Source organism: Ruegeria sp. EL01 (assembly GCF_900313035.1).
Taxonomy (GTDB): Bacteria; Pseudomonadota; Alphaproteobacteria; order Rhodobacterales; family Rhodobacteraceae; genus Ruegeria.
The window spans coordinates 222,915-243,686 of sequence record NZ_OMPS01000004.1 but is presented as its reverse complement, the minus strand read 5'-3'; the positions used below and the strand labels follow the sequence as shown (position 1 = coordinate 243,686).

General features: G+C 56.7%; 18 protein-coding genes. 5 read left to right on the top strand and 13 right to left on the bottom strand.

Features of this window, described 5'->3' with window-relative positions:
* Positions 1-52: 52 nt before the first annotated feature.
* From gloB to D9K61_RS04235, 3 genes are all read left to right on the top strand, one after another.
* Positions 53-820, top strand: coding sequence for a hydroxyacylglutathione hydrolase (gene gloB, locus D9K61_RS04245; protein WP_120631999.1), 768 nt, complete (start codon positions 53-55; stop codon positions 818-820).
* Between the two features lie 172 nt (positions 821-992).
* Entirely contained in the window at positions 993-3,317 is a 2,325-nt protein-coding gene (clpA, locus tag D9K61_RS04240; protein ID WP_120631998.1) for an ATP-dependent Clp protease ATP-binding subunit ClpA, read from the top strand.
* A gap of 165 nt (positions 3,318-3,482) precedes the next feature.
* Entirely contained in the window at positions 3,483-4,373 is an 891-nt protein-coding gene (locus D9K61_RS04235; protein ID WP_120631997.1) for a YHYH protein, read from the top strand.
* Positions 4,374-4,399: 26 nt separating this feature from the next.
* Here the strand turns inward: D9K61_RS04235 and D9K61_RS04230 are convergent, their stop codons facing one another.
* The 3 genes from D9K61_RS04230 to D9K61_RS04220 form a co-directional block, all read right to left on the bottom strand.
* Complete coding sequence (locus tag D9K61_RS04230; protein WP_120631996.1) at positions 4,400-6,142, bottom strand: peptidoglycan -binding protein; 1,743 nt, start codon at positions 6,140-6,142, stop codon at positions 4,400-4,402.
* Positions 6,143-6,145: 3 nt separating this feature from the next.
* Entirely contained in the window at positions 6,146-7,324 is a 1,179-nt protein-coding gene (locus D9K61_RS04225; protein ID WP_120631995.1) for a biopolymer transporter ExbB, read from the bottom strand.
* Between the two features lie 69 nt (positions 7,325-7,393).
* A complete protein-coding gene (locus D9K61_RS04220; RefSeq protein ID WP_120631994.1) occupies positions 7,394-7,924 on the bottom strand; it encodes a gamma-glutamylcyclotransferase in 531 nt (176 codons plus the stop codon).
* A 67-nt stretch (positions 7,925-7,991) separates the two neighbouring features.
* Between D9K61_RS04220 and D9K61_RS04215 the strand changes: the two genes are divergently transcribed.
* Positions 7,992-8,993: a DUF2125 domain-containing protein gene (locus D9K61_RS04215; protein ID WP_120631993.1), complete on the top strand. Its 1,002-nt coding sequence runs from the start codon at positions 7,992-7,994 to the stop codon at positions 8,991-8,993.
* On the opposite strand, the gene D9K61_RS04210 is transcribed toward D9K61_RS04215, so the two are convergent.
* The 4 genes from D9K61_RS04210 to D9K61_RS04195 all read right to left on the bottom strand — a co-directional run bounded on the left by D9K61_RS04210 (position 8,990) and on the right by D9K61_RS04195 (position 13,330).
* Positions 8,990-9,850: an extensin family protein gene (locus D9K61_RS04210; protein WP_120631992.1), complete on the bottom strand. Its 861-nt coding sequence runs from the start codon at positions 9,848-9,850 to the stop codon at positions 8,990-8,992. The two genes, D9K61_RS04215 and D9K61_RS04210, sit on opposite strands and share 4 nt — an antisense overlap.
* Positions 9,850-10,767, bottom strand: a complete 918-nt coding sequence (locus D9K61_RS04205; protein WP_120631991.1) for a prephenate/arogenate dehydrogenase family protein — start codon at positions 10,765-10,767, stop codon at positions 9,850-9,852. The genes D9K61_RS04210 and D9K61_RS04205 overlap by 1 nt, the downstream gene beginning before the upstream one ends.
* Positions 10,764-11,849 carry a histidinol-phosphate transaminase gene (gene hisC, locus D9K61_RS04200; RefSeq protein WP_120631990.1) on the bottom strand — a complete coding sequence of 362 codons (1,086 nt, stop codon included), beginning with the start codon at positions 11,847-11,849 and terminating at the stop codon, positions 10,764-10,766. The genes D9K61_RS04205 and hisC overlap by 4 nt, the downstream gene beginning before the upstream one ends.
* 65 nt (positions 11,850-11,914) lie before the next feature.
* Positions 11,915-13,330, bottom strand: coding sequence for an aminotransferase class V-fold PLP-dependent enzyme (locus tag D9K61_RS04195; protein ID WP_120631989.1), 1,416 nt, complete (start codon positions 13,328-13,330; stop codon positions 11,915-11,917).
* 102 nt (positions 13,331-13,432) lie between these two features.
* On the opposite strand from D9K61_RS04195, the gene D9K61_RS04190 reads away from it, so the two are divergent.
* Positions 13,433-13,894, top strand: coding sequence for an Lrp/AsnC family transcriptional regulator (locus D9K61_RS04190; protein ID WP_120631988.1), 462 nt, complete (start codon positions 13,433-13,435; stop codon positions 13,892-13,894).
* Between the two features lie 356 nt (positions 13,895-14,250).
* Here the strand turns inward: D9K61_RS04190 and rpsD are convergent, their stop codons facing one another.
* From rpsD to D9K61_RS04160, 6 genes are all read right to left on the bottom strand, one after another.
* Complete coding sequence (rpsD, locus tag D9K61_RS04185) at positions 14,251-14,871, bottom strand: 30S ribosomal protein S4 (RefSeq protein WP_120631987.1); 621 nt, start codon at positions 14,869-14,871, stop codon at positions 14,251-14,253.
* Between the two features lie 281 nt (positions 14,872-15,152).
* Complete coding sequence (locus tag D9K61_RS04180) at positions 15,153-15,602, bottom strand: hypothetical protein (RefSeq protein WP_162946718.1); 450 nt, start codon at positions 15,600-15,602, stop codon at positions 15,153-15,155.
* 548 nt (positions 15,603-16,150) lie between these two features.
* On the bottom strand, positions 16,151-16,990 hold the full coding sequence (locus D9K61_RS04175) for a TIGR01459 family HAD-type hydrolase (RefSeq protein ID WP_120631985.1): 840 nt from the start codon (positions 16,988-16,990) through the stop codon (positions 16,151-16,153).
* Complete coding sequence (locus D9K61_RS04170) at positions 16,987-18,252, bottom strand: FGGY-family carbohydrate kinase (RefSeq protein ID WP_120631984.1); 1,266 nt, start codon at positions 18,250-18,252, stop codon at positions 16,987-16,989. Before D9K61_RS04170 ends, D9K61_RS04175 begins: the two co-directional genes overlap by 4 nt.
* Positions 18,242-19,288 (bottom strand): class II aldolase/adducin family protein, encoded by a 1,047-nt coding sequence (locus tag D9K61_RS04165; RefSeq protein ID WP_120631983.1) that lies wholly within the window; start codon positions 19,286-19,288, stop codon positions 18,242-18,244. The genes D9K61_RS04170 and D9K61_RS04165 overlap by 11 nt, the downstream gene beginning before the upstream one ends.
* The gene (locus D9K61_RS04160) at positions 19,266-20,771 is read right to left on the bottom strand and encodes a glycerol-3-phosphate dehydrogenase (RefSeq protein ID WP_120631982.1); all 1,506 of its coding nucleotides are present in this window, start codon (positions 20,769-20,771) and stop codon (positions 19,266-19,268) included. The genes D9K61_RS04165 and D9K61_RS04160 overlap by 23 nt, the downstream gene beginning before the upstream one ends.
* Position 20,772 lies beyond the last annotated feature (1 nt).

Genomic DNA, 20,772 nt, shown 5'->3' with positions numbered 1-20,772 from the left:
CCGGTCAATCGGCTTAGCTGGGCGCAGTCTAGCAACGAAAGGGCAAAAGGCCATGCCTCTTGAGATCGTCACCATCCCGTGCCTCAGCGACAATTACGCTTTTCTGGCCCACGACCCTGTCAGCGGCGACACGGCGCTGGTCGACGCCCCACAGGCAGAACCGATTCTAGCCATGCTGAATGAGCGGAACTGGCGGTTGAGCCAAGTTCTATTGACCCATCACCACTGGGATCATGTCGATGGCCTTGCAGCTGTTCTTGAAGCCCATCCGGTACAAGTGGTCGGCGCTGCGGCAGATGCCCACCGCCTGCCGCCCATGGACCTGCAAGTTGCTGAGGGCGACAGATTTGAAATCGGTGGCGAACCGGTCGAGGTTCTAGACGTCTCAGGCCATACAGTAGGTCATGTGGCCTTTTATTTACCCAAAAGCAAAGCGGTGTTTACGGCGGACAGCCTGATGGCCCTTGGTTGCGGTCGTCTTTTCGAAGGCACAGCCCCTCAGATGTGGACCTCGCTTGGCAAACTGGCTGCCCTCCCCGATGACACGCTGGTGTGTTCGGGACATGAATACACCCAATCCAACGCCAGATTCGCCCTGACGGTCGATCCGGACAATTTGGCCTTGCAGGATCGTGTCGCCGAAATCGACCGCGCACGTGCAGCCGGAATACCTACCGTTCCTTCAGTTTTGGCTTTGGAAAAGGCTACAAATCCCTTCTTGCGGGCGACAGATCCGGCGATTCAGGCCCATTTGGGCATGAATAACTCGGACCCGGCTAAAGTTTTTGCCGAGATTCGGACTAGAAAAGACAAGTTTTAGTGCCTATTTCGCCCTCTTCACGGCCACGGTCACAGGAAATGTGACTGTCAAGTGAAAGAAAACCCTTGAAGCCGGGCGTCGATCAACCAAACTCTAATAGTATGAGGACATGGTTGGGATGGGGATCCGGCCGAAGCCCGCCCCTTCCGACCCAAGACAGAGGAGCACCCGCGTGCCTTCATTCTCGAGCACATTAGAACAAGCCATTCACGCGGCCTTGGCAGCTGCGAATGAGCGGCGCCACGAATTTGCAACGCTAGAGCATCTGCTGCTGGCGCTTTTGGAAGAACCTGACGCCATCCGCGTCATGAAAGCCTGCAGCGTTGATCTAGACGAGCTGCGCAGCACTCTGGTCGAATTCATTGATGAGGATCTGTCCAATCTGGTGACAGATATAGACGGATCCGAAGCTGTCCCGACAGCGGCTTTCCAACGTGTCATTCAGCGCGCCGCCATCCATGTTCAAAGTTCGGGCCGAACCGAAGTCACCGGGGCAAATGTTCTGGTTGCGATTTTCGCCGAACGCGAAAGCAACGCGGCCTATTTCCTACAGGAACAGGACATGACCCGTTACGACGCGGTCAACTTCATCGCCCACGGCGTTGCCAAGGACCCTGCATATGGCGAAAGCCGGTCGGTGTCTGGCGCGGATCAGGCCGAAGAAGAGGTTCAGGCGGGTTCAGGCGAGACGGAACAGAAAGAAAGCGCACTTGGAAAATATTGCGTCGATCTGAATGCAAAATCCCGCGCCGGCGATGTAGACCCATTGATCGGTCGTGCCGACGAAGTGGAACGCTGCATTCAAGTGCTCTGCCGCCGCCGCAAAAACAACCCATTGCTGGTTGGCGATCCCGGGGTTGGCAAAACAGCCATAGCTGAAGGTCTGGCCTATAAGATCGTGCAGGGCGAAGCGCCGGATGTATTGGCCGAAACAACGATCTATTCGCTCGACATGGGCGCGCTACTGGCCGGTACCCGCTATCGCGGTGATTTCGAAGAGCGCCTCAAGGCGGTGGTAACCGAGCTGGAAGACCACCCCGACGCGGTGCTTTTCATCGATGAGATTCACACCGTCATTGGCGCCGGTGCCACTTCGGGTGGCGCAATGGATGCCTCAAACCTGCTGAAACCCGCACTTCAGGGCGGCAAACTGCGCACGATGGGGTCGACCACATATAAAGAATTCCGTCAGCATTTTGAAAAAGATCGTGCACTGTCGCGGCGGTTCCAGAAGATCGACGTGAGCGAACCAACCGTTGAGGACAGCGTCAAGATTTTGCGCGGCCTCAAGCCCTATTTCGAGAAGCATCACGAGATCAAATACACCGCGGATGCAATCAAGACGGCGGTTGAACTGTCTGCGCGATACATCAATGATCGCAAATTGCCGGACAAGGCCATTGATGTGATCGACGAAGCAGGCGCAGCCCAGCATCTGGTCGCAGAAAGCAAGCGTCGCAAAACCATCGGCGTCAAAGAGATCGAAGCTGTCGTGGCCAAGATCGCGCGCATCCCGCCGAAAAACGTCACCAAAGACGATGCCGAGGTTCTGAAAGACCTTGAGGCTTCGCTGAAACGCGTGGTGTTTGGTCAGGATCTGGCTATCGAGGCGCTTTCAAGCGCAATCAAACTGGCGCGCGCCGGTCTGCGAGAGCCCGAGAAGCCAATTGGCAACTATCTGTTCGCAGGGCCAACAGGTGTCGGCAAGACAGAGGTCGCGAAACAGCTGGCTGATACCCTGGGTGTCGAACTGCTGCGCTTTGATATGTCCGAGTATATGGAAAAACACGCCGTCAGCCGTCTGATCGGTGCACCTCCGGGATATGTGGGTTTCGATCAGGGCGGTCTGCTGACAGACGGCGTCGATCAACACCCGCATTGTGTGCTGCTGCTGGATGAGATCGAAAAGGCGCACCCGGATGTGTTCAACATTCTGCTTCAGGTGATGGACCACGGGGAGCTGACCGATCACAACGGCCGCACAGTGAATTTCCGCAATGTTGTTTTGATCATGACATCGAACGCTGGTGCGCAGGAACAGGCCAAGGCGGCCATCGGCTTTGCCCGTGATCGTCGCGAGGGCGAGGACACCGCTGCGATCGAACGCATGTTCACGCCGGAATTCCGTAACCGTCTGGATGCCGTAATCTCCTTCGCGCCTCTGCCGAAAGAAGTCATCCTGCAGGTGGTCGAAAAATTCGTCTTGCAACTTGAGGCGCAATTGCTGGATCGCGGCGTGACCATCGACCTGACAGCCAAGGCCGCAGCCTGGCTTGCTGACAAAGGATACGATGACAAAATGGGCGCGCGGCCTCTTGGGCGTGTCATTCAAGAGCATATCAAGAAACCACTCGCCGAAGAGCTTTTGTTCGGGAAGCTGGCCAAAGGCGGGGTTGTGCGGGTGTCTGTCAAGAAAGGTGACCTGGACCTGGAAATCCTGGGCCCCGATCAGCGGCGCATTCCTGGTGACAAGCCGCCACTTCTGACTGCGGATTGATCTGACCAACCAAAACTTCATCAAGAAACGCCCGGCCGCTGACCAGCGCCGGGCGTTTCTGCATTTTGGTTGTGATTAAATCTGCTTATCTTTTCTTACTTGCGCGACGGAAACCAAAACTCCGAACGTTTAACTTACATATCCGGTCACCAGAGGAGCTTGGAAATGCGCAGGAAAACAGTCGTGATTTGGGGTGCTGCCCTTGTTATCTCCGCCAGCGCGGCGGTCGCAGTGGCGCAGCAAAGATTTCGCTATCATGACGAAACCGAAATTAGGCCGATCAACCTTGTGCCTGCAACTGTTGACCCGGGCACTAGTCGATCAAAAATCAAGCAAACGGCGTCCAAGCTGCGCATGACTGGCAACGGCATTCCTGACCATCTTGTAGGACAGTTTCCCAACCGCGGAAATCCGCACAGCATTTCCACGCAGAATGTAAAACTGAACATTCCGGCAAATCCAAAAACGACCGGATCAATAACACCGTTGCAAATGGGTTGGAACTTTGGCGTCTCGCTGGGCGGCGTGGCATTTGACCCTCTGGCTGCAGAATTCTGGCACGGAGATCCGAGATCCGGGTGGTCTTACAATGCTCTGGGTGGTGCGATTGCTCTGGGTCTTGACGCGAACCATGCGCATGTTCAACCAAATGGGAAATACCACTATCACGGCGTCCCGACCGGATTGGTAGAACTGCATGATTGGTCACCAAAAGAACATTCACCCCTGATTGGGTACGCCGCCGATGGCTATCCAATTTATGCCATGACTGGAGTGGTCAACGGGAAGGTGACAAAAATGACCTCGTCTTACCGTTTGAAGTCCGGCAATCGACCAGGGGGAAACCAACCGGACGGTCGATATGATGGCACGTTCAACGAGGACTACGCCTATGTGCAGGGTCACGGTACATTGGATATGTGTAACGGTGCGTTTACTATTTCAACGGAATACCCATCCGGTACCTATGCCTACTTTCTGACGGAAGACTATCCGGTGATCCCAAGATGTTTTGCCGGAACACCGGACAAAAGCTTCCGCTTTGGACGCCGGTAGTCCGAACTCTTAGAAAACCAACGATTTCATCGTTCGGTGAGCTTCAGCTCGATCCGACGGTTCTGCGCTCGTGCTTCGGGCGTGTTGGCCGGATTGACGGGTTGGAACTCACCAAACCCGTTGGCGGCCAATCGGTTCGGCGGGATGCCCAGCGCATCGACCATGTAGCGCACCACGGACAAGGCGCGACCCTGGCTGAGCTCCCAATTGTCACGGTACCGACCCCCACCGCTCAAAGGTACGTTGTCCGTATGGCCATCGACCCGAATGACCCAGTTCAGGCCGGATGGAATGTCAGCTGCGACACTGCGCAGGATATTGGCCACTTTGGCCACTTCCTGACGCCCTTCCGTTGACAGAACCGCCGAGCCGGTATCGAACAGAACCTCCGAGGAAAAGACAAACCTGTCCCCTTCGATCCGGACGCCTTCCTGATTGCCCAAAACATCGCGCAGCCTGCCGAAAAACTCGGACCGGTAGCGTTCAAGATCTGCGGCCTGCGCCGTCAGCTCCTGATTTTCACCGGCAAGAGATTTCGCTTCCGCCTCAAGTCGAAGACGCTCGGCCTCTTCTAACAATCGACGACGGCGCTCTTCGGACGCGGCCCGCGCCAATGCCGCGTTGAGATCTTGACCCAATGTCTGAATTTGAACTTCCGAGGCTGCGTTACGGTCTTTAAAATCGTCCAGCAGGGCCTGCAATGACCCCAATTGCCCGCGCAAGGCGGCGATTTGCTGGTTCAACAAGGCAGCCTCGCGTTGCGCTTTGGCAGAAATCGTCTTCTCTGCCGAAATTGCTTCACGCGCGACGGCCAACAAAGCCTCTCGTTGATCTGCCAGTGATCTTTGCGCGTCCGCGTCGACCTGTGCCTGCGTCCGAGCCGCAAGTGCGGCTTCCAGTTGCGCCTGCAGCTCCTGATTGTTCAACTCTCCAAACTGGCGTTCGAGGTCAGCTCTGGCAGCCTGCGCTGCAGCCAACAAGGTCAGGGTGTCCTCGGCCTCTTTGCGCTGCGCCTCAAGCGCAAGGGTCATGGCCGTCAACTCTGCATCTGCGTTCTGCAATCGATTGCGCAGGTTTTCCGCAGCAGCAGCTTCCGCCAACCGGGCCGCTTCTTCGTCGCTGAGGTCCTGTTCCAGTTCGGTAATCTGGGCAACACGCTCTGCTTCGGATTGCTCCAGATCAGCGATCAGTGCTTCCAATGCCTCGCGTCGCGCTGCAGCCAGACGCGCGGCTTCAGCCTGTGCGTCAATCTCGTTCCGGCTTTGTGCAAGCGCAAGGTTCAGTGCGTCCTGTTCGCTCAGCAATTGTTCGCGCTGGCTTTCCAGCGCGGCAATATCGCCCAGCGCCCGTTCCTGATCAGACAACAGGGCAGCAACCTGCGCTTCGAAATCAGTAATACGGGTCTGCGCCTGATCCAATGCTGCCGCTTGCCGGTCCCGCTCGGTCGTCAATGATGCGATCAAAGACTGCGCCTGCACCAGATCACCTTCGGCCTGCGACAAGGTCGCGGTGAGCGCCCCAAGCCGGGCTTCCAATCGGCTGTTTTCCCGTTCTTCCAGACCAAGGGCACCGGCCAGCGCGGCCACTTCATCTGCCAGGGCAGTCAATTCATCTTCTTGCCCCGAGATGGTTTCGCGCAGAACAAACTGAACCACCATGAAGATGGTCAGCACAAAGATCAGCACCATCAGCAAACCCGTCATCGCATCCACAAAGCCGGGCCAGATAGAGCCTTGGAATCGTTGGCCGGTGCGGCGGGACAGCGCCATGGGCTATTCCCCGTCCGGTACGGTGCGCACCGCGCCGCGCGGCAGGGTCATCGCCTTGACCAACAGTTCGAGATCCTTGCGCAACTCGTTCATGCTTTCCTGCCGTCCGGCGGAAATCTCTTCCAGAATGCGCAGCAACTGAACATCCATGGACCGCAAGCGCATGCGGCTTTCGGCATCGATCCCTTCGCCAGACCCGTGATCGCGCAGATGATCCAACAACGCGTCCTGGCCCAGCGCAATCCGTTCCAGCGCTGCAGTCACGCCTTCGCTGTCTGCTTGACGCAGGTTCATATCACCAATCACATCGACCAACTGGCTCAGCTTTGCCGAAACGTCCGCCCGCTCAGTTTCCTGGGAAACAAACATGGACTGCAAAGCATCCATCTGTTCAGACATCGCATCAAGAACAGGCGTCAGCACAGCAATCTCGGCACCGCCATCCTCGCCGGAAGCAAAGCCGACGCGGGTGATGCCAGACAGCCATTCTTCCAGCTCTCGATAGAAACGGTTTTGGCCGTGCCCTGCAAACACCTCCAGAAGGCCGACGATCAGGGATCCGGCCAGACCCAGCAAAGACGAGCCAAAGGCGACGCCCATGCCCTGCAACTGCGCCTCAAGTCCGGTCATCAGGCGGTTGAATACAGCCAGCCCTTCTTCGCCCTCTTGCGGGTTGAGGCTGCGGATGGTGTCGACAATGGCCGGCACCGTCGTGGCCAGACCAAAGAACGTACCCAAAAGACCCAGATAGATCAGGACATTGGTGATATAGCGCGTGATCTCGCGTTCTTCTTCGACCCGCTCGGCCACGGAATCAAGGATCGACCGTGTCGATGTTGAACTGATCTGGGACCGCGCGCCCCGTTCCCGCAAAAGCGACGCCAGCGGTGCCAATAACTGCGGCGTGCGGGCGTCTTCACGAACAACCCCGCCAACGAACGCTTCGATCCAGCGGACCGAGCCAATAAGCTGCGTGACCTGATAGAAACAGGCGAACACGCCGATGACAAAGACCAGTAGAATAAACCCGTTCAAATACGGGTTTGCGAAAAACACCGGCAGCACGTAAGGCAGCGCCGTGAATATCCCCAGCCCCGCAAGGCCGATTGCGATCAACATCATCACAATCTGTCGAATGGGATGCGAGAAATGGGGTCTCGCGCCCTGATGTGCCTGCGCCATGCGCGTTGTTCCCGGTATTTGCCTGCTCTGGGCCGAATCTAGCGAAATTACGCCGATGACGCCAAGAGTTTATGCGGTAAGGTTGCGCACCCGTTGCGACAACCACTCAAGATCCGGATCGCGTAAGCCGATCTCGGTTAGATGTTCTGCTGTATTGTACAGATATTCGGTGTTCGGGCCGCGCCCGCCAACGGCATGGGCAATGATCTGGGCCTGATCCTCTAAGGGCATACCGCCGCAATACTGCACATGGTCGCCGTCGATCACATATGTCACGGCGTTGACAGCCTCACCATTGTCCATGTGGACATCCAGCATGCGTTCAACATAGGCCGACGAGATCAATTCCCGTTCACGCAGTTCGTGCAACGTACGGTCTTCATGTCCGGCTTCCACCGCCAAAGCCAGCCCTTTGCAATGGGCACTGGCTTGTTCATCCAGCGCCAAGACAAGGCCCGGATTTTCTTCGGTCCCGCGGTGGTGGATCGAGCTCATGCAGAACGACCGCGCATAGCCGTGCAATGTCGCGTGTTCGCTGCGGGCCACCGGAAAGCCCGGATTCCACAGCAGCGATCCATAACCGAAAACCCACATCGTCATTACACTGGTCCTTGCCCGTTTGGGCCTATAAACATCAAATCCAAGGCAGGAAAAAGGGCCAATGCTCATGCGCCGTCTGATACGAGTGATCATTTTTGTAGCCATCGCATGGAGCGCCTACTGGTTCGTCGCCGGCTATGGCCTGCGCAATGCGATCACACGCTGGTTCGACCAGCAGCAGGAACTGGGTTGGCAAGCCGATTTCTCGGATGCCGCCACCGCCGGATACCCCGCGCATCATTTGACCCGGTTGAGCAATCCTGCGCTGGCGGACCCGGTGAACGGCACCGCCTGGAGCGCGGATTGGATCGAATTTCAAAGCCCAGCAATCTGGCCGGGTCGTCAGGTACTGCGCTTTGCCGAAACCCCCCAACGCCTGTCCTACTACGATCAAACCTCGACCATTCAGGCCGATGCACTTCAGGCAGAACTGCAATTGCAGCCCGGCGTTGCCTTGATGCTTGAGAAAATGGCCCTGACAGCGGGACCCTGGATGATCACCGACGACACAGAAACGCTGGCAGCCGGAAGCACACTCGGGCTGATCATGGAACAAACGTCCGTTCCCGAAGCCTATATGATTTCGGGGCGTGTGGATGGCTTCACACCCGGAGACGATTTGCGCAACCTGATGAAATCAGCCACATCGCTGCCGCAAGCGTTCGATACGCTCGAGCTGGATATGGTTGCGACGTTTGACAAACCGTGGGACCGATCCGCGTTGGAGCAGAGTCGCCCTCAGCCGACGCAAATCAACTTGAACCTGGCTGAAATCAAGTGGGGCGAGTTGAGGTTGTTTGCGGCGGGAGAGCTTGATGTCGACACCCAAGGCATCCCAACCGGCGAGATTGCGGTCAAAGCAGAAAACTGGCGAGATATGATCGCAATGGCAAATGCCGCAGGCGCCCTGCCCGATCAGGCCGTCGACCCGGTGACGCGTGCCCTGAATTTTCTGGCCGGTTTGGGGGGCAACCCCAATGCGCTGGATTTGCAGCTGAACTTTCGCGATGGATTCGTGGCGTTGGGGCCGCTGCCTCTTGGGCCTGCCCCCCGCCTGATCCTGCGTTAGCGGCAGTAAGGGCCGCTGCGATACCGTGCCGTGTCCAGATGGAAGTGGTCACGGTGGAAGTGATCTGAGTTCGGCCCCAGCACAGTGCCGAAGGGTCCGCACGCGCCGCGCCAGATCTTCTTGAGTTGCTTTTGGGATGGATTCTTACGCCACCCCTCAAAGACGGTCACCACTTCACCGTCCGCCATCACAAAGCCCGAGATATCTATGGCCCGCCCTTTGCCATGCTCGGAAATGCGGGCCCCTTTGCGATTGTTGCGGGTGCGGCACGCATAATGTGCAGCCACCTGCAACTGTACAACCGGTCCGCGCCGCTTGAAGGTTGGTTTGACGGACTTATCTACCCACTTGTTCAGGGCAATTGCCGTTCCACAATCCATTGTCGAGGGGCGGCTAAGCTTCACGCCCGAGATCGAGGTGATCTGAACCGCGTCCTTAACCCCGCATGCCTTGATTTTCCCCGGAACTCTTCCAACAGCTTTGCCTTGAATTGCGATGTCTCCACAGACCGAGCTCTTACGCAATTTTCGTTTCTTGAACAGCACATCCTGTTCCAGCGACTTGGGGCGCATGTACGGCATCAACGATATGTCGGGCGCCAGCAAGGGCAGGTCCGAAGGTCGTGCTGCAAAGGCTGATACTTGGGGTGACGCTGGCCGCAATTCAGGCCGCAAATTGGGTATGGCAGCCAATTGCACCGACGCGCTCTGAACGGCAGCGGGCACAATCGACGCACCGCCTGTATAGACCGCCGGGCGCGCGACGGGTACCAAGGATTGCTCCGGAGGCAGTGCCTGAGACGCTGAGGCCCAGATGGCCGCGAATCCGATTAGTAGTCTTCCCCCCCAAACTCTCATCAGCTTGCCTTTCCGCGCCCGAAATCTGGCGCATCGGTATCCTGACCCGCATCGATGATACCGCGCCGAATGGCGCGGGTACGGGTGAAATAGTCAAACAATTGCTCACCGTCGCCGGTTCGAATGGCCCGTTGCAAGGCAAACAATTCCTCGGTGAAACGTCCCAATATCTCGAGCGTCGCATCCTTGTTGGTCAGAAACACATCGCGCCACATAGTCGGATCAGAGGCCGCGATGCGGGTGAAATCTCGGAAACCCGCTGCCGAGTATTTGATCACTTCGCTATCGGTCACCCGACGCAGATCATCGGCCACACCCACCATCGTGTAGGCAATCAAGTGGGGCGCATGAGAGGTCACGGCCAAAACCAGATCATGATGGTCTGCGTCCATCTCATCGACGTTAGATCCCAAGCCTTCCCAAAACGCGCGCAACCGGGCGATGGCGTCCGGGTCGGATCCTTCGACCGGAACCAGCAGACTCCAGCGGTTGTCGAACAATTCGGCAAAGCCGGATTCCGGACCCGAATGCTCCGTCCCCGCCAGCGGGTGTGCCGGGATAAAATGCACGCCTTCGGGAATGTGCGGGGCTACAGATTGAATGACATGACGCTTGACAGAGCCTACGTCTGACACTGTTGCTCCGGGTTTCAGAACCGGCGCGATATCTTCTGCGACCGTGGCCATCGCCCCCACGGGAACGCATAGAACAACCAGGTCAGCACCTTCGACAGCTTCTTGCGCGGTGTCGCATATTCGGTCGCACAGCCCAATGCGGCGGGCGGTGTCCCGCGTCGCCTCGGACCGGGCAAAGCCTGTGACCTCGTTCGCAAGGCCTGCGCGTTTGATCGCCCAGTACATGGACGAGGCGATCAAACCCAAGCCAATCAGCGCCACGCGGTCATAAATCTGGCTCATGCAGCGCCCCCTTTGAACGCAGTGATAGCCGCAACAACGCGGCGACAGGCCTCTTCATCGCCTACGGTGATCCGCAAAGCGTTTGGCAGGTTGTAACCTGCAACACGCCGCACGATCAAACCCTGCGTTTTGAGGTAGTCGTCACAAGCCTCGGCTTCGGCCTGATCGGCAAAGCGCACGAGGATGAAATTGGTGCTGGATGGATCAGACGGCACACCGATCTTCGCCAGCTCATCAGCCATCCAAACCCGCAGGCGTGCGTTTTCAGACTGGCAGAACTCCAGAAACTCAGTGTCGTTAATCGCTGCTTCGGCCGCGGAAAGCGCTGTCAGCGACAGGTTGAAAGGCTGGCGCACCCGGTTCAGCACGTCAATGATCGGCTTTCGCGCATATCCCCAGCCGACCCGCATACCTCCCAACCCATACACTTTGGAAAAAGTCCGCGTCATGATCACGTTTTGAAAGCGGTCCACCAAAGACGCACCGCCATCAAACACGTCGACGAATTCTGCATAAGCGCCGTCCAGCACCATCAGACACTGCGCTGGCAAACCTTCGGCCAGACGCTGCAACTCTGCCTCGGAAATCATGGTCGAGGTCGGATTGCCGGGGTTTGTCACAAAGACGATTTTCGTCTGCGGCGTCACTGCATCCAGAATGGCATCAACATCGACCTTTCGGTCGCGCTCGGCCACCATAACGGGCGTGGCACTGGCCATACGTGCGATGATTGGGTACATCGAAAACCCGTGTTCGGTATAGATGACCTCATCCCCCGGCCCGGCGTAGGCCTGGGCCACGAATTGCAGCACTTCGTCACTGCCGACACCACAGATAATCTGTGCCGGATCCAGCCCGTGCACGTCCCCTATGGCCGCACGCAGGCTGGCGTGGTCTGTGTTGGGATAGCGATGCAGCTCGGCCGCACTGTCGCGAACTGCTTCAATCGCCTTGGGGCTGGGACCAAACGGGTTTTCGTTAGAACTCAGCTTGATCACATTCTCGACGCCCGCAACATGCGACTGGCCGCCTTGATACAGCGCGATGTCCATAATGCCGGGTTGAGGGATGATTTGGGTCATGAGAGGCTCCGGTTGATTGAGCCCCTCATACCTGTCTCAAGGCGTTGAGAAAAGCGGCAATTCCGTCAGGCGGCCTTGAAGCGTGCGGTCGCCGGATCAGCATTGTAGTGCGGCACGAAGTCTTCGGTCCGGTGGGACAGTTCATTGACACTATCGATGATGAATTGGACCGTTTTCTCGCTCATCAGATACGAGAAGTTCAGCCGCACCCAACCGGGTTTTTTCATCTCTTCCCCCGCCGACAATTCTGCGTGCAATCTTTCCGAGGTCGCCTGATCAATGTCCAAAAGCCGGTGCGCGTATGGTCCCGCGCAGGCGCAACCGCCACGTGCCTGAATCCCATAGATATCACTGAGCATCCGGGTGAACAGCTGTTGGTGCACCGGCTGCCCGGCATTGTTACGGACAAGGAAAGAATAAATCGGCAGACGATGCGGGTTATCTGTTCCCAGCAATGTCAGGTTGGAATTGTCCTTCCATCCATCCAGCGCCATGCGGTTGTACAAAGCCTCGCGTCTTGCGATCTCGTCCGTGCCAACCACATCCTTGACGATAAAGGCGAGTGCTGCACGGATATCGCCAATGACATTGGGGGTTCCGGCTTCTTCCCGCGTAGACAGATCCTCGCTGTAGTCGTGCCGCCAGGGCGAGACAAAGCTAACGGTTCCACCGCCTGGCCAACTGGGGCATTTGCGCTGAACGGCTGACTGGTTGAGGATCAACACACCGGATGCCCCCGGCCCGCCCGGAAACTTGTGCGGAGAAACCACGATAGCATCCTTACGGGCGTCCTCTGACCCCATATCCATTGGCAAATACGGACCGCCACCGGCATAGTCCCAGACGGCCAACGCGCCATGCGCTTTCAGCAATCGTGTTACCGGATCAGGATCGGTGATGATGCCGGTCACGTTCGATGCGGCCGAAAACGACCCTATGACCAGATCCGCGTCTGAGTTAGCAATCAGGGCATCCTCTAGCGCTTGCAGGTCTATACCTCCGTCGCGCCCCTCAGGGATTTCGATCACCTGCGCCTTGCTTTCGCGCCATGGCAGGATGTTCGAGTGATGTTCGTAAGGGCCGATCAAAACAACCGGCTGGTCAGCCTCTTCCACTCCCAGAAGACTGACCAACCGGTTGAGCCCAGCAGTGGCACCAGATCCGGCAAAAATCACCGCATCTTCTTCCTTCGCGCCAACAATACGGGCTATCTCTGCGCGCGCCTCGCGCCGAAGCCGCGTCATGTAGGAGCCACAGTAGGAGGCCTCGGTGTGACTATTGGCATAAAACGGCAACACATGCGTGGTTACGAAATCTTCAACCTGCCGCAATGCGCGCCCCGAGGCGACGTAGTCCGCATATACAAGCGGCACGTCCCCATGCAGACCCGGGATCAGGACATTCTCTCCGATCAGCCCATCGCGCAGATTGGAATTGTGAGTGGTGGATTGGATTTCCGCACGAAAATTGGTCAGGGTCATAACATAAGCTCCTTACTGCAGAACCAATATGATTGACTGACATCGTATTAACTTCGCCTATTTTTGCGTAGAAGTTATGAGATTTGTGTCGTATGATCACCTATGGCTTCAAAATTAGATCATATTGACACACGTATCCTTCGAGAGCTGCAAAAGGATGCGACACTGTCGCAACGAGAATTGGCGGATCGGGTCGGTCTGTCACAAAATGCGTGCTGGCGTCGTCTGAAGGCGTTGAACGATGACGGCGTGTTGTTGGGATCAAATGCGCGCATTGCGCGTGAGAAACTTGGGCTGACTCTTGTGGTTTTTGTAATGCTGCGGACGCGACACCATTCAGCCGATTGGCTTCATGCATTCCGCAGTCACGTACTCACGATCCCTGAAGTCGTGGATTTTCATCGGATCGGTGGAGACTACGACTATCAGCTGAAAGTGGTGACCCAGGACATGGCCACCTACGATAAGGTCTATCAACGTCTGATCGAAAAGGTCGAACTGGACAGTGTGACGTCGTATTTCGCAATGGAAGCGATCGCAGAAAACCGGCCCCTTCCGATTTGATCATTTGAGGAACAGCGGTCGCAGTTTGTGAACGTGAGAAACGGTGGCCTCCCCGAAAGCCCACAACGTATAGCAAACTCCGCGCCTTCGATATGTGCCGCACGTTCCACCGTCAGCCCGACTTCTGTTGGATGATGGAAGGTCAGATTTGCCAGACGTCGCGGTACTATTGCCTTTTCCAGATCGGGATGCAGCACTTGGGTGGACCAACGATCCCGAACTGACCGACATTCATGCCTTGCGCCACAGAATTGGCGCATAAGATAATACGCTACCGGATTGACGCGGGGAACCGCTCAACAAGAAAAGCCGCGCTCGAAGGCGCGGCTCTGAACTCAGCTTTGGTTCGGCGAAGATTAGTTCTTCGCGTAGAATTCAACGACCAGGTTCGGCTCCATGACAACCGGATATGGCACATCACCCAGACCCGGGGCGCGGACAAAAGTCGCGGTCATTTTGGAATGGTCGGCATCGATGTAATCAGGCACGTCACGCTCGGCCAGAGCAGCGGCTTCCAGAACAACGGCCAGTTGCTTGGACTTGTCGCGCACTTCGATTACGTCGCCTTCTTTGACGCGGTAGCTGGGGATGTTGACCCGCTTGCCATTTACTTTGACGTGGCCGTGGTTCACGAACTGACGAGCAGCAAATACGGTCGCAACAAACTTGGCGCGATAGACAACAGCGTCCAGACGGCGCTCCAGCAGGCCGATCAGGTTTTCACCAGTATCACCCTTCACACGCTCGGCTTCGCCATAGATGCGGCGGAACTGTTTTTCAGTCAGGTCGCCATAGTAGCCTTTCAGCTTCTGCTTGGCGCGCAGCTGGATACCGAAATCGGACAGCTTACCCTTGCGGCGCTGACCGTGCTGGCCGGGGCCATATTCGCGACGGTTGACTGGGGATTTCGGACGACCCCAGATGTTTTCACCCATCCGGCGGTCGATTTTGTGCTTGGCAGACGTGCGTTTGGTCACGGCTGATCTCCTTCGTTTTGATCGAGGCCTATGAAAGCCACTATGAAGGGCGTTGTCCTCTTGAGGTTTCCCCCATGACAGGCATCCCCTTGCGAGGGCCACCAACACCAATGAAGCGGCGCTTATATCCGCCGCGCCAGCAGAGTCAACACGCCAAACGGCGCGGTCGTGAAAATACCTGGAATACGAACTGGGGGGAAGTGTCTCAACAGAACTTCAGCCCTTCAAACGCAGTGAAATGGCCGCAACACGAGGCCATTTCCAGACATTGCTCAGTTCAATTATGTTTGGGAGGGAAAAGAGATGACCGTGGATTCGCTTGCCGTGCCTGCGTTTTGCGGCGGAACCGCATCAGTTACGTCACTGATCCAGAAATCCTGATCACGTGGCGGGCATCCAGCTTCAAATACCAAAGTCGGATTATTGTCATCGTCATCAACAATGAGGTCTGCAACAAAGCTCTGAGCACCGTTGGTCAGTACTATGGTTCCGCTGACGTGACCCGATAACTCTCTGACCATCGGAAAACGGTTGTCCATTCGCGACGCAGCACCGCCAGCATATCCGGTCTGTGCAAGCCTTTGCTCAACAGCCTCGCTGAGCACAACAGCCTGACCACGCCAGGACCATGCCGCCCCAACAGCCAAACAGGCCAGAGGCGCAGCCTCGAGCCCATCAATATCTATTTGCGTCCATGAAATAGCGACGCGACCGTTAAACCCGGTTCTCATCTGCCCACTCACACCTTTCAACATCCCACTAGTTACGCACACCCCCTTATCAGTCGAGAATCCGGCGGAAAAGAGACGCAATTGCAGCAATCGCAAGAATGTTACTTTTCTCAAACACAGGCGCGAGACTGGCAAGGCTTGGTCCACCTCAGGTATCTCGCGCCCTACCCCCCTTTTAAGGACCTACATATGGCGGAAGCGAATACAGCGTTGGACAGGATGGTTTAGATTGGTCGCGCCTCTCCATCTTCTTGCTGAGGACCATTGGTCAAAGGCAGTGACCTCATCGCCAAAACAACAACGACAAAATTGACTGAGCCGCGATGTCGGGGGCCGAAGGTGTATCAGCACGATGTCAAGGTCTCGCGCTTTGGGGGCCTGCACACCCTTGTCTTTCCTCTTTAACTTGCCGTGGCCAGTTCATCTCTGGGCACCTGTTTGATAATAGCTTTCCGACCACCAGCCATCGGGAGTAGTGGTCCCATGTTTCTCTGCATGTGGCGTCTGAAGGCCCTAAGGTGGTCTGCATCCACAATGCCAACAGTCTTCTACACTATCGAGAGTGATCTCAGTACATGCGTTGGGAACACTCCCAGCTCTGACAGAATTTCCGCGGTTGCGTCATCTGAAAGATCCGCATGCACGCCCTGGCGAACAAGCGCAGTGGCAAGGCCTGCATCATGACCACCTATGATGTCGTGATGGATGCTGTCACCAATGCACAATACTCTGTTTTTAGGGATGTTTTCCACGAAGCCCAGCGCGCAACCATAGATATCAGAATGGGGCTTGCCGTACCAGACAACGCGCCCCCCAAGTTGCTCAAAGAGCTTGGCAATGGCGCCGGCACTGAAGGCGATGCCACTTGGGGTCAGCATGTTGAGATCCGGATTGAGACAGAGGCATTTGCCGCCGGTAGACCTGAATTCGGTAAGCAACTTTATGTAGTCCCCGCGAGACATCTCAAGGTCCCGGCTCACGATCAGAAGCACATCAGCCAATTTTGGATCGTCGGCTTCGTCCAGCCCAAGATCCGCAATAGGGGATGCGTCTCCTTGGCGAGCCAAGACCATGACCCGTGCATCAGATCTGATAGAGCGGCCAAGCGCGTTTTTGATGGCGTGATATGCAATCTCACCGGATGTGACGACCGTTTTGAAATGGTTGCGGTCAAAGCCAAAGGACACCACGCGATCGCAATTGGGTTCTGCGCGTTTGCCCGAGTTAGACAGAATGACAACGGGTTTGCCGCATTGCGCTATATGGTCGAGGGCGTCAACCGCACCGGGATAGGCCCCCTCGCCGTCTATCAGCACACCAAATTGATCGATGAGGAACGCATCGTAACGATCAACCAACGGGCCAAACGGTTCGATCGCAAGGCTCATTCCTGGCCGCCATGTTTCGCCAAAAGCGCCGCACCATAGGCGGCCTCAACATGTGTTGGCATACTGCCCTGAAGGTCAAGAAAGTTCTCGCGGATTTTGGTGAGGGCATCATTCTGGGCCGCCCCGCCTACTGTGCGGATGGTTTGCAATGGCGGCGCGCCGAGCGCGTTGAGTTTTGCATAGGCGAGCTTTTCAACCCCGGCGATCCCCTCGAATATGGCCTTCAGAAACTCGGCATCGCTTTCCGGTCGGGGAAAGAGCTTAGGTTGCAAATCCGGATTAGACACAGGGAAGCGCTCACCCGGTTTGCTAAGCGGGTAATAGTCGAGGCCCAGTTGTGTCGTGGGATCGATTTGCTGCGAGAGTGATGCGATCTCGTCGGGGGTGAAGTGACCCAAAAGCACGCCACCGCCCGTGTTCGACGCCCCTCCGGCCAGCCAATTGCCAAGCAGCCTGTGGCTGTAGATGCCGCTTGCAGCGTCGAAAATGGGCGTGTCGGAAACGATTTTGAGGATCAGTGTCGTGCCAATGGAGGTCACGCCATCCCCGGGCTTTGACGCACCAGTCGCGAGAAAGGCGGCGCATCCATCCGTGGTTCCGGCAACAATCAGCGTTGATATTGGCAGGCCGAATTGCGTGGCAATATGTGGCAGGATTGGCGCGACGACCGCGCCGGGTTCACTGACGTTTGGCAGGAGGTTTCGGTCGATCCCGACCTGCTCCATCCAATCAGGCCATGTTCGGGTAACCGAATCGTAGCCAGTCTTTAACGCATTGTTGTCATCCGAGGCGAAGATGCCGCAGAACTGGCCCGCGACCCAATCCGCTTGATGGACGATCTTGTCGGCGTTCGGGACGGCGGCTTGAAACAGCAGGGCCTTAGCGGCACCACTTGTGGCGCCGTGGGCTGCGCTTTCGGGCGGGGCAGCTCTTGCAATCTTGTCGAGGATTTCAGCGTCATCGCAGGGATCATTGTACATACGAGCCTGAGCAAGCGGCCTACCATTCGCATCGATTGGCAGCATTGAGCCCGAGGTGCCGTCGATGGCGATGGCTTTGACGTTTTGCCGTTTGATGGCCTTGGTCACGAGCGACAAAGCAGTGATCGTCGCGGCGTACCAAATCCTGGGATCTCGGTAATCCGTGCCGTGATCCACGAGGTTTGATTTGCCTTCGGCGATGACACCGCAGCCTTCGTTGATTGCGATGGCCCGCGCACCAGAGGTACCAAGGTCGATGCCTATGAAAATGTCACTCGGCATTGAGGGCCTGTCGGTATTTCTCAGCGTCCCAATCGAGGAGTTCATAGTTTTGTTCTTGCGTCAGATAGGTCAGTTCCGCCGTCCCGGGGAGGCGCGTGATGACGTCCGCCAGACAGCGCAACATGGTTTTTGCGCCGATGCTTGCGTCTTTGTGCACCAACAATCCCGCGCCCGGAACGAGAAGGCAAACAGGGTGCGGTCGGCTATCATCACCTGTCGCGTCTTGTGTTGTCTGGTTCGGGGTCAGGGCCGTTGCCGCGATCCCACAGAATATCACATGATCTGGATAGAGACTGCCTGCTACGACTTGCGCGACCCGTTGATCCGAAAGAGCAATTTGATGGAGCAACGGATCGTCGGGAAGGCCGTACGCACGGTCATCGACGCGGGCCAGCAGGGCGGCGTGATCTTCTCCGTCCAGTTTCGTTGCAGGCAGGGCAAGCGCCTTATGCACTGCATTTTGCAGATCGCGTACTTCGTCAATGGAATCGCCCGCGACGATCAACCCGTGATTGCCAAGGACGATGACGTTGATGTCGGGTTTGAGCACCTCCATGACAGAGCGCGCGAGATTGGCGCCAGGTTTGGTGTAGGGCACAAAGGCCCAATTGAAGTTACCTAGACGTGTGGCCAAAAGATCGCCGACGTTCGTTTGAACAGCGTGGGCAATCGTGTGGATGCAATGAGTATGGAGCACGATGCGTTGGGCGAAAACGGCGTGCAGGCTGGTTTCGATCGAAGGACGCAGATCAGACCCGCCTGAGATCAGGAAGGCGGCAGGCGTGTCGGCGTCAGGTAGATGAGAGGCGATGGAAGCCTTTATGCGGGCCAGATCAACCGGGACGAACACGTCGCGGGTCATCGCCTCGGCAAGCAGAGTGCCAGACGCCTTGATCCACATTATGTCGCCCTGTTTGATAGATGCATTGCCGCCAGCGCCCTGGATGTGAAGAGGCTTATTTCCGAATTCTGCGGACAAAGCCTTTAGATCTTCGAAATCCTGGGGTGGCGAGTTAAGCTGTTTGTGCGATGCCATTTTTGAACCAATCGTCGATCTGGGAAACTTGGGCTGGGCTGACGGTCAGCCCGTGTTTGGTGCGGCGGTTCAGGACATCTTCCGTACAACTGGCCCATTCATTTTTGACCAGATAGGCCAGTTCGGCCTCATAGAGGAGTGGTCCGAATTGTTTGCCGAGATGTCTCATATCCGAAGCTGCGCCGATGATCTGAGCGGCTCTTGTCCCATAAAGCCGGGCGTAGTGTTTCGCCAAACTCCTTGGCAACCAAGGGTGCAGGCCTTGCTGCATTCCCAGAAATGTCTCGAAATCTGCATTGTCCATATCGCCGCCGGGCAGAGGTTTGGTGGCAGTCCAGTTGGCCCCCATTTGCGGAAATATGGCATTCAGGTCTTGCACGGCTTGTTCAGCAAGCTTGCGGTAGGTCGTGATCTTACCGCCGAAGATATTCAGCAGAGGTGCCCCACGCGATTGATCCAGGTCCAGCACATAGTCACGCGTCACTGCGCTTGGGTTGCCATTCCCGTCGTCAAAGAGCGGACGCACGCCTGAGAAGGTTTCAATCACATCGTGCGCGCGCAACGGCACCTTAAAGTAACGGTTCACAGCATCAATCAGGTAGGTGATTTCACTTTGATCCACGGTGACATCGTCCGGGTCACCCTCATATGCAATATCCGTCGTGCCGATCAACGCTTTGTCGCCCTCGTATGGGTTAATGAAAATGACGCGTTTATCGTGGTTCTGAACAAGGTAGGCGTGCTCTCCGTTCCAGAATTTCGGCACAATGATGTGGCTGCCTTTGACGAGCTTTACGGATCGGCTTGAATTGGACCCGGCAACGCGCCCGATCACATCATTCACCCAAGGACCGGCAGCATTGACGACAGCCTTTGCGCGTATATCTCGGGATTGTCCGGACTTTGTGTCCTCCACCGTTGCGATCCAGTTGCCTTCATGTTGGCGGAGGGACGCACAACTTGTGCGGGTCAGAATCTCGGCCCCATTCTCACTGGCATCAACGGCGTTCAAGACGACCAGGCGGGCATCATCAACCCAGCAATCGGAATACTCGAATCCAATCGAGTAGTCATCTTTTACTGGCGCTCCTTCGGGATCGCGTTTTAGGTTCAGGCTCCGTGTTCCTGGAAGGAGTTTCCGCCCCCCCAGATTGTCGTAGAGGAACAGACCCAGACGAACCAACCACGCAGGCCGATCAGTGGGGCTGTGGGGCAGTACAAATCGCATCGGCCAGATGATGTGCGGCGCGGCATTCAGCAAGACCTCTCGCTCGATCAGGGCTTCACGTACGAGGCGAAATTCATAGTATTCCAAGTAACGCAGACCGCCATGGACCAGCTTGCCAGAGCGCGACGACGTTCCTTCGGCCAGATCATCCTTTTCACACAGCACCACCGAAAGGCCCCGGCCCGCTGCGTCGCGGGCAATACCGGCACCGTTTACTCCGCCGCCTATGATGAATAGATCAACGTCGTCGGACATT

Excerpts from the sequence above, each read along its gene's own strand:
- gloB (WP_120631999.1), top strand. The coding sequence starts at position 53 with ATGCCTCTTGAGATCGTCACCATCCCGTGCCTCAGCGACAATTACGCT.
- D9K61_RS04235 (WP_120631997.1), top strand. The coding sequence starts at position 3,483 with ATGCGCAGGAAAACAGTCGTGATTTGGGGTGCTGCCCTTGTTATCTCC.
- D9K61_RS04230 (WP_120631996.1), bottom strand. The coding sequence starts at position 6,142 with ATGGCGCTGTCCCGCCGCACCGGCCAACGATTCCAAGGCTCTATCTGG.
- D9K61_RS04225 (WP_120631995.1), bottom strand. The coding sequence starts at position 7,324 with ATGGCGCAGGCACATCAGGGCGCGAGACCCCATTTCTCGCATCCCATT.
- D9K61_RS04220 (WP_120631994.1), bottom strand. The coding sequence starts at position 7,924 with ATGACGATGTGGGTTTTCGGTTATGGATCGCTGCTGTGGAATCCGGGC.
- D9K61_RS04215 (WP_120631993.1), top strand. The coding sequence starts at position 7,992 with ATGCGCCGTCTGATACGAGTGATCATTTTTGTAGCCATCGCATGGAGC.
- D9K61_RS04210 (WP_120631992.1), bottom strand. The coding sequence starts at position 9,850 with ATGAGAGTTTGGGGGGGAAGACTACTAATCGGATTCGCGGCCATCTGG.
- D9K61_RS04205 (WP_120631991.1), bottom strand. The coding sequence starts at position 10,767 with ATGAGCCAGATTTATGACCGCGTGGCGCTGATTGGCTTGGGTTTGATC.
- hisC (WP_120631990.1), bottom strand. The coding sequence starts at position 11,849 with ATGACCCAAATCATCCCTCAACCCGGCATTATGGACATCGCGCTGTAT.
- D9K61_RS04195 (WP_120631989.1), bottom strand. The coding sequence starts at position 13,330 with ATGACCCTGACCAATTTTCGTGCGGAAATCCAATCCACCACTCACAAT.
- D9K61_RS04190 (WP_120631988.1), top strand. The coding sequence starts at position 13,433 with ATGGCTTCAAAATTAGATCATATTGACACACGTATCCTTCGAGAGCTG.
- D9K61_RS04180 (WP_162946718.1), bottom strand. The coding sequence starts at position 15,602 with ATGAGAACCGGGTTTAACGGTCGCGTCGCTATTTCATGGACGCAAATA.
- D9K61_RS04175 (WP_120631985.1), bottom strand. The coding sequence starts at position 16,990 with ATGAGCCTTGCGATCGAACCGTTTGGCCCGTTGGTTGATCGTTACGAT.
- D9K61_RS04170 (WP_120631984.1), bottom strand. The coding sequence starts at position 18,252 with ATGCCGAGTGACATTTTCATAGGCATCGACCTTGGTACCTCTGGTGCG.
- D9K61_RS04165 (WP_120631983.1), bottom strand. The coding sequence starts at position 19,288 with ATGGCATCGCACAAACAGCTTAACTCGCCACCCCAGGATTTCGAAGAT.
- D9K61_RS04160 (WP_120631982.1), bottom strand. The coding sequence starts at position 20,771 with ATGTCCGACGACGTTGATCTATTCATCATAGGCGGCGGAGTAAACGGT.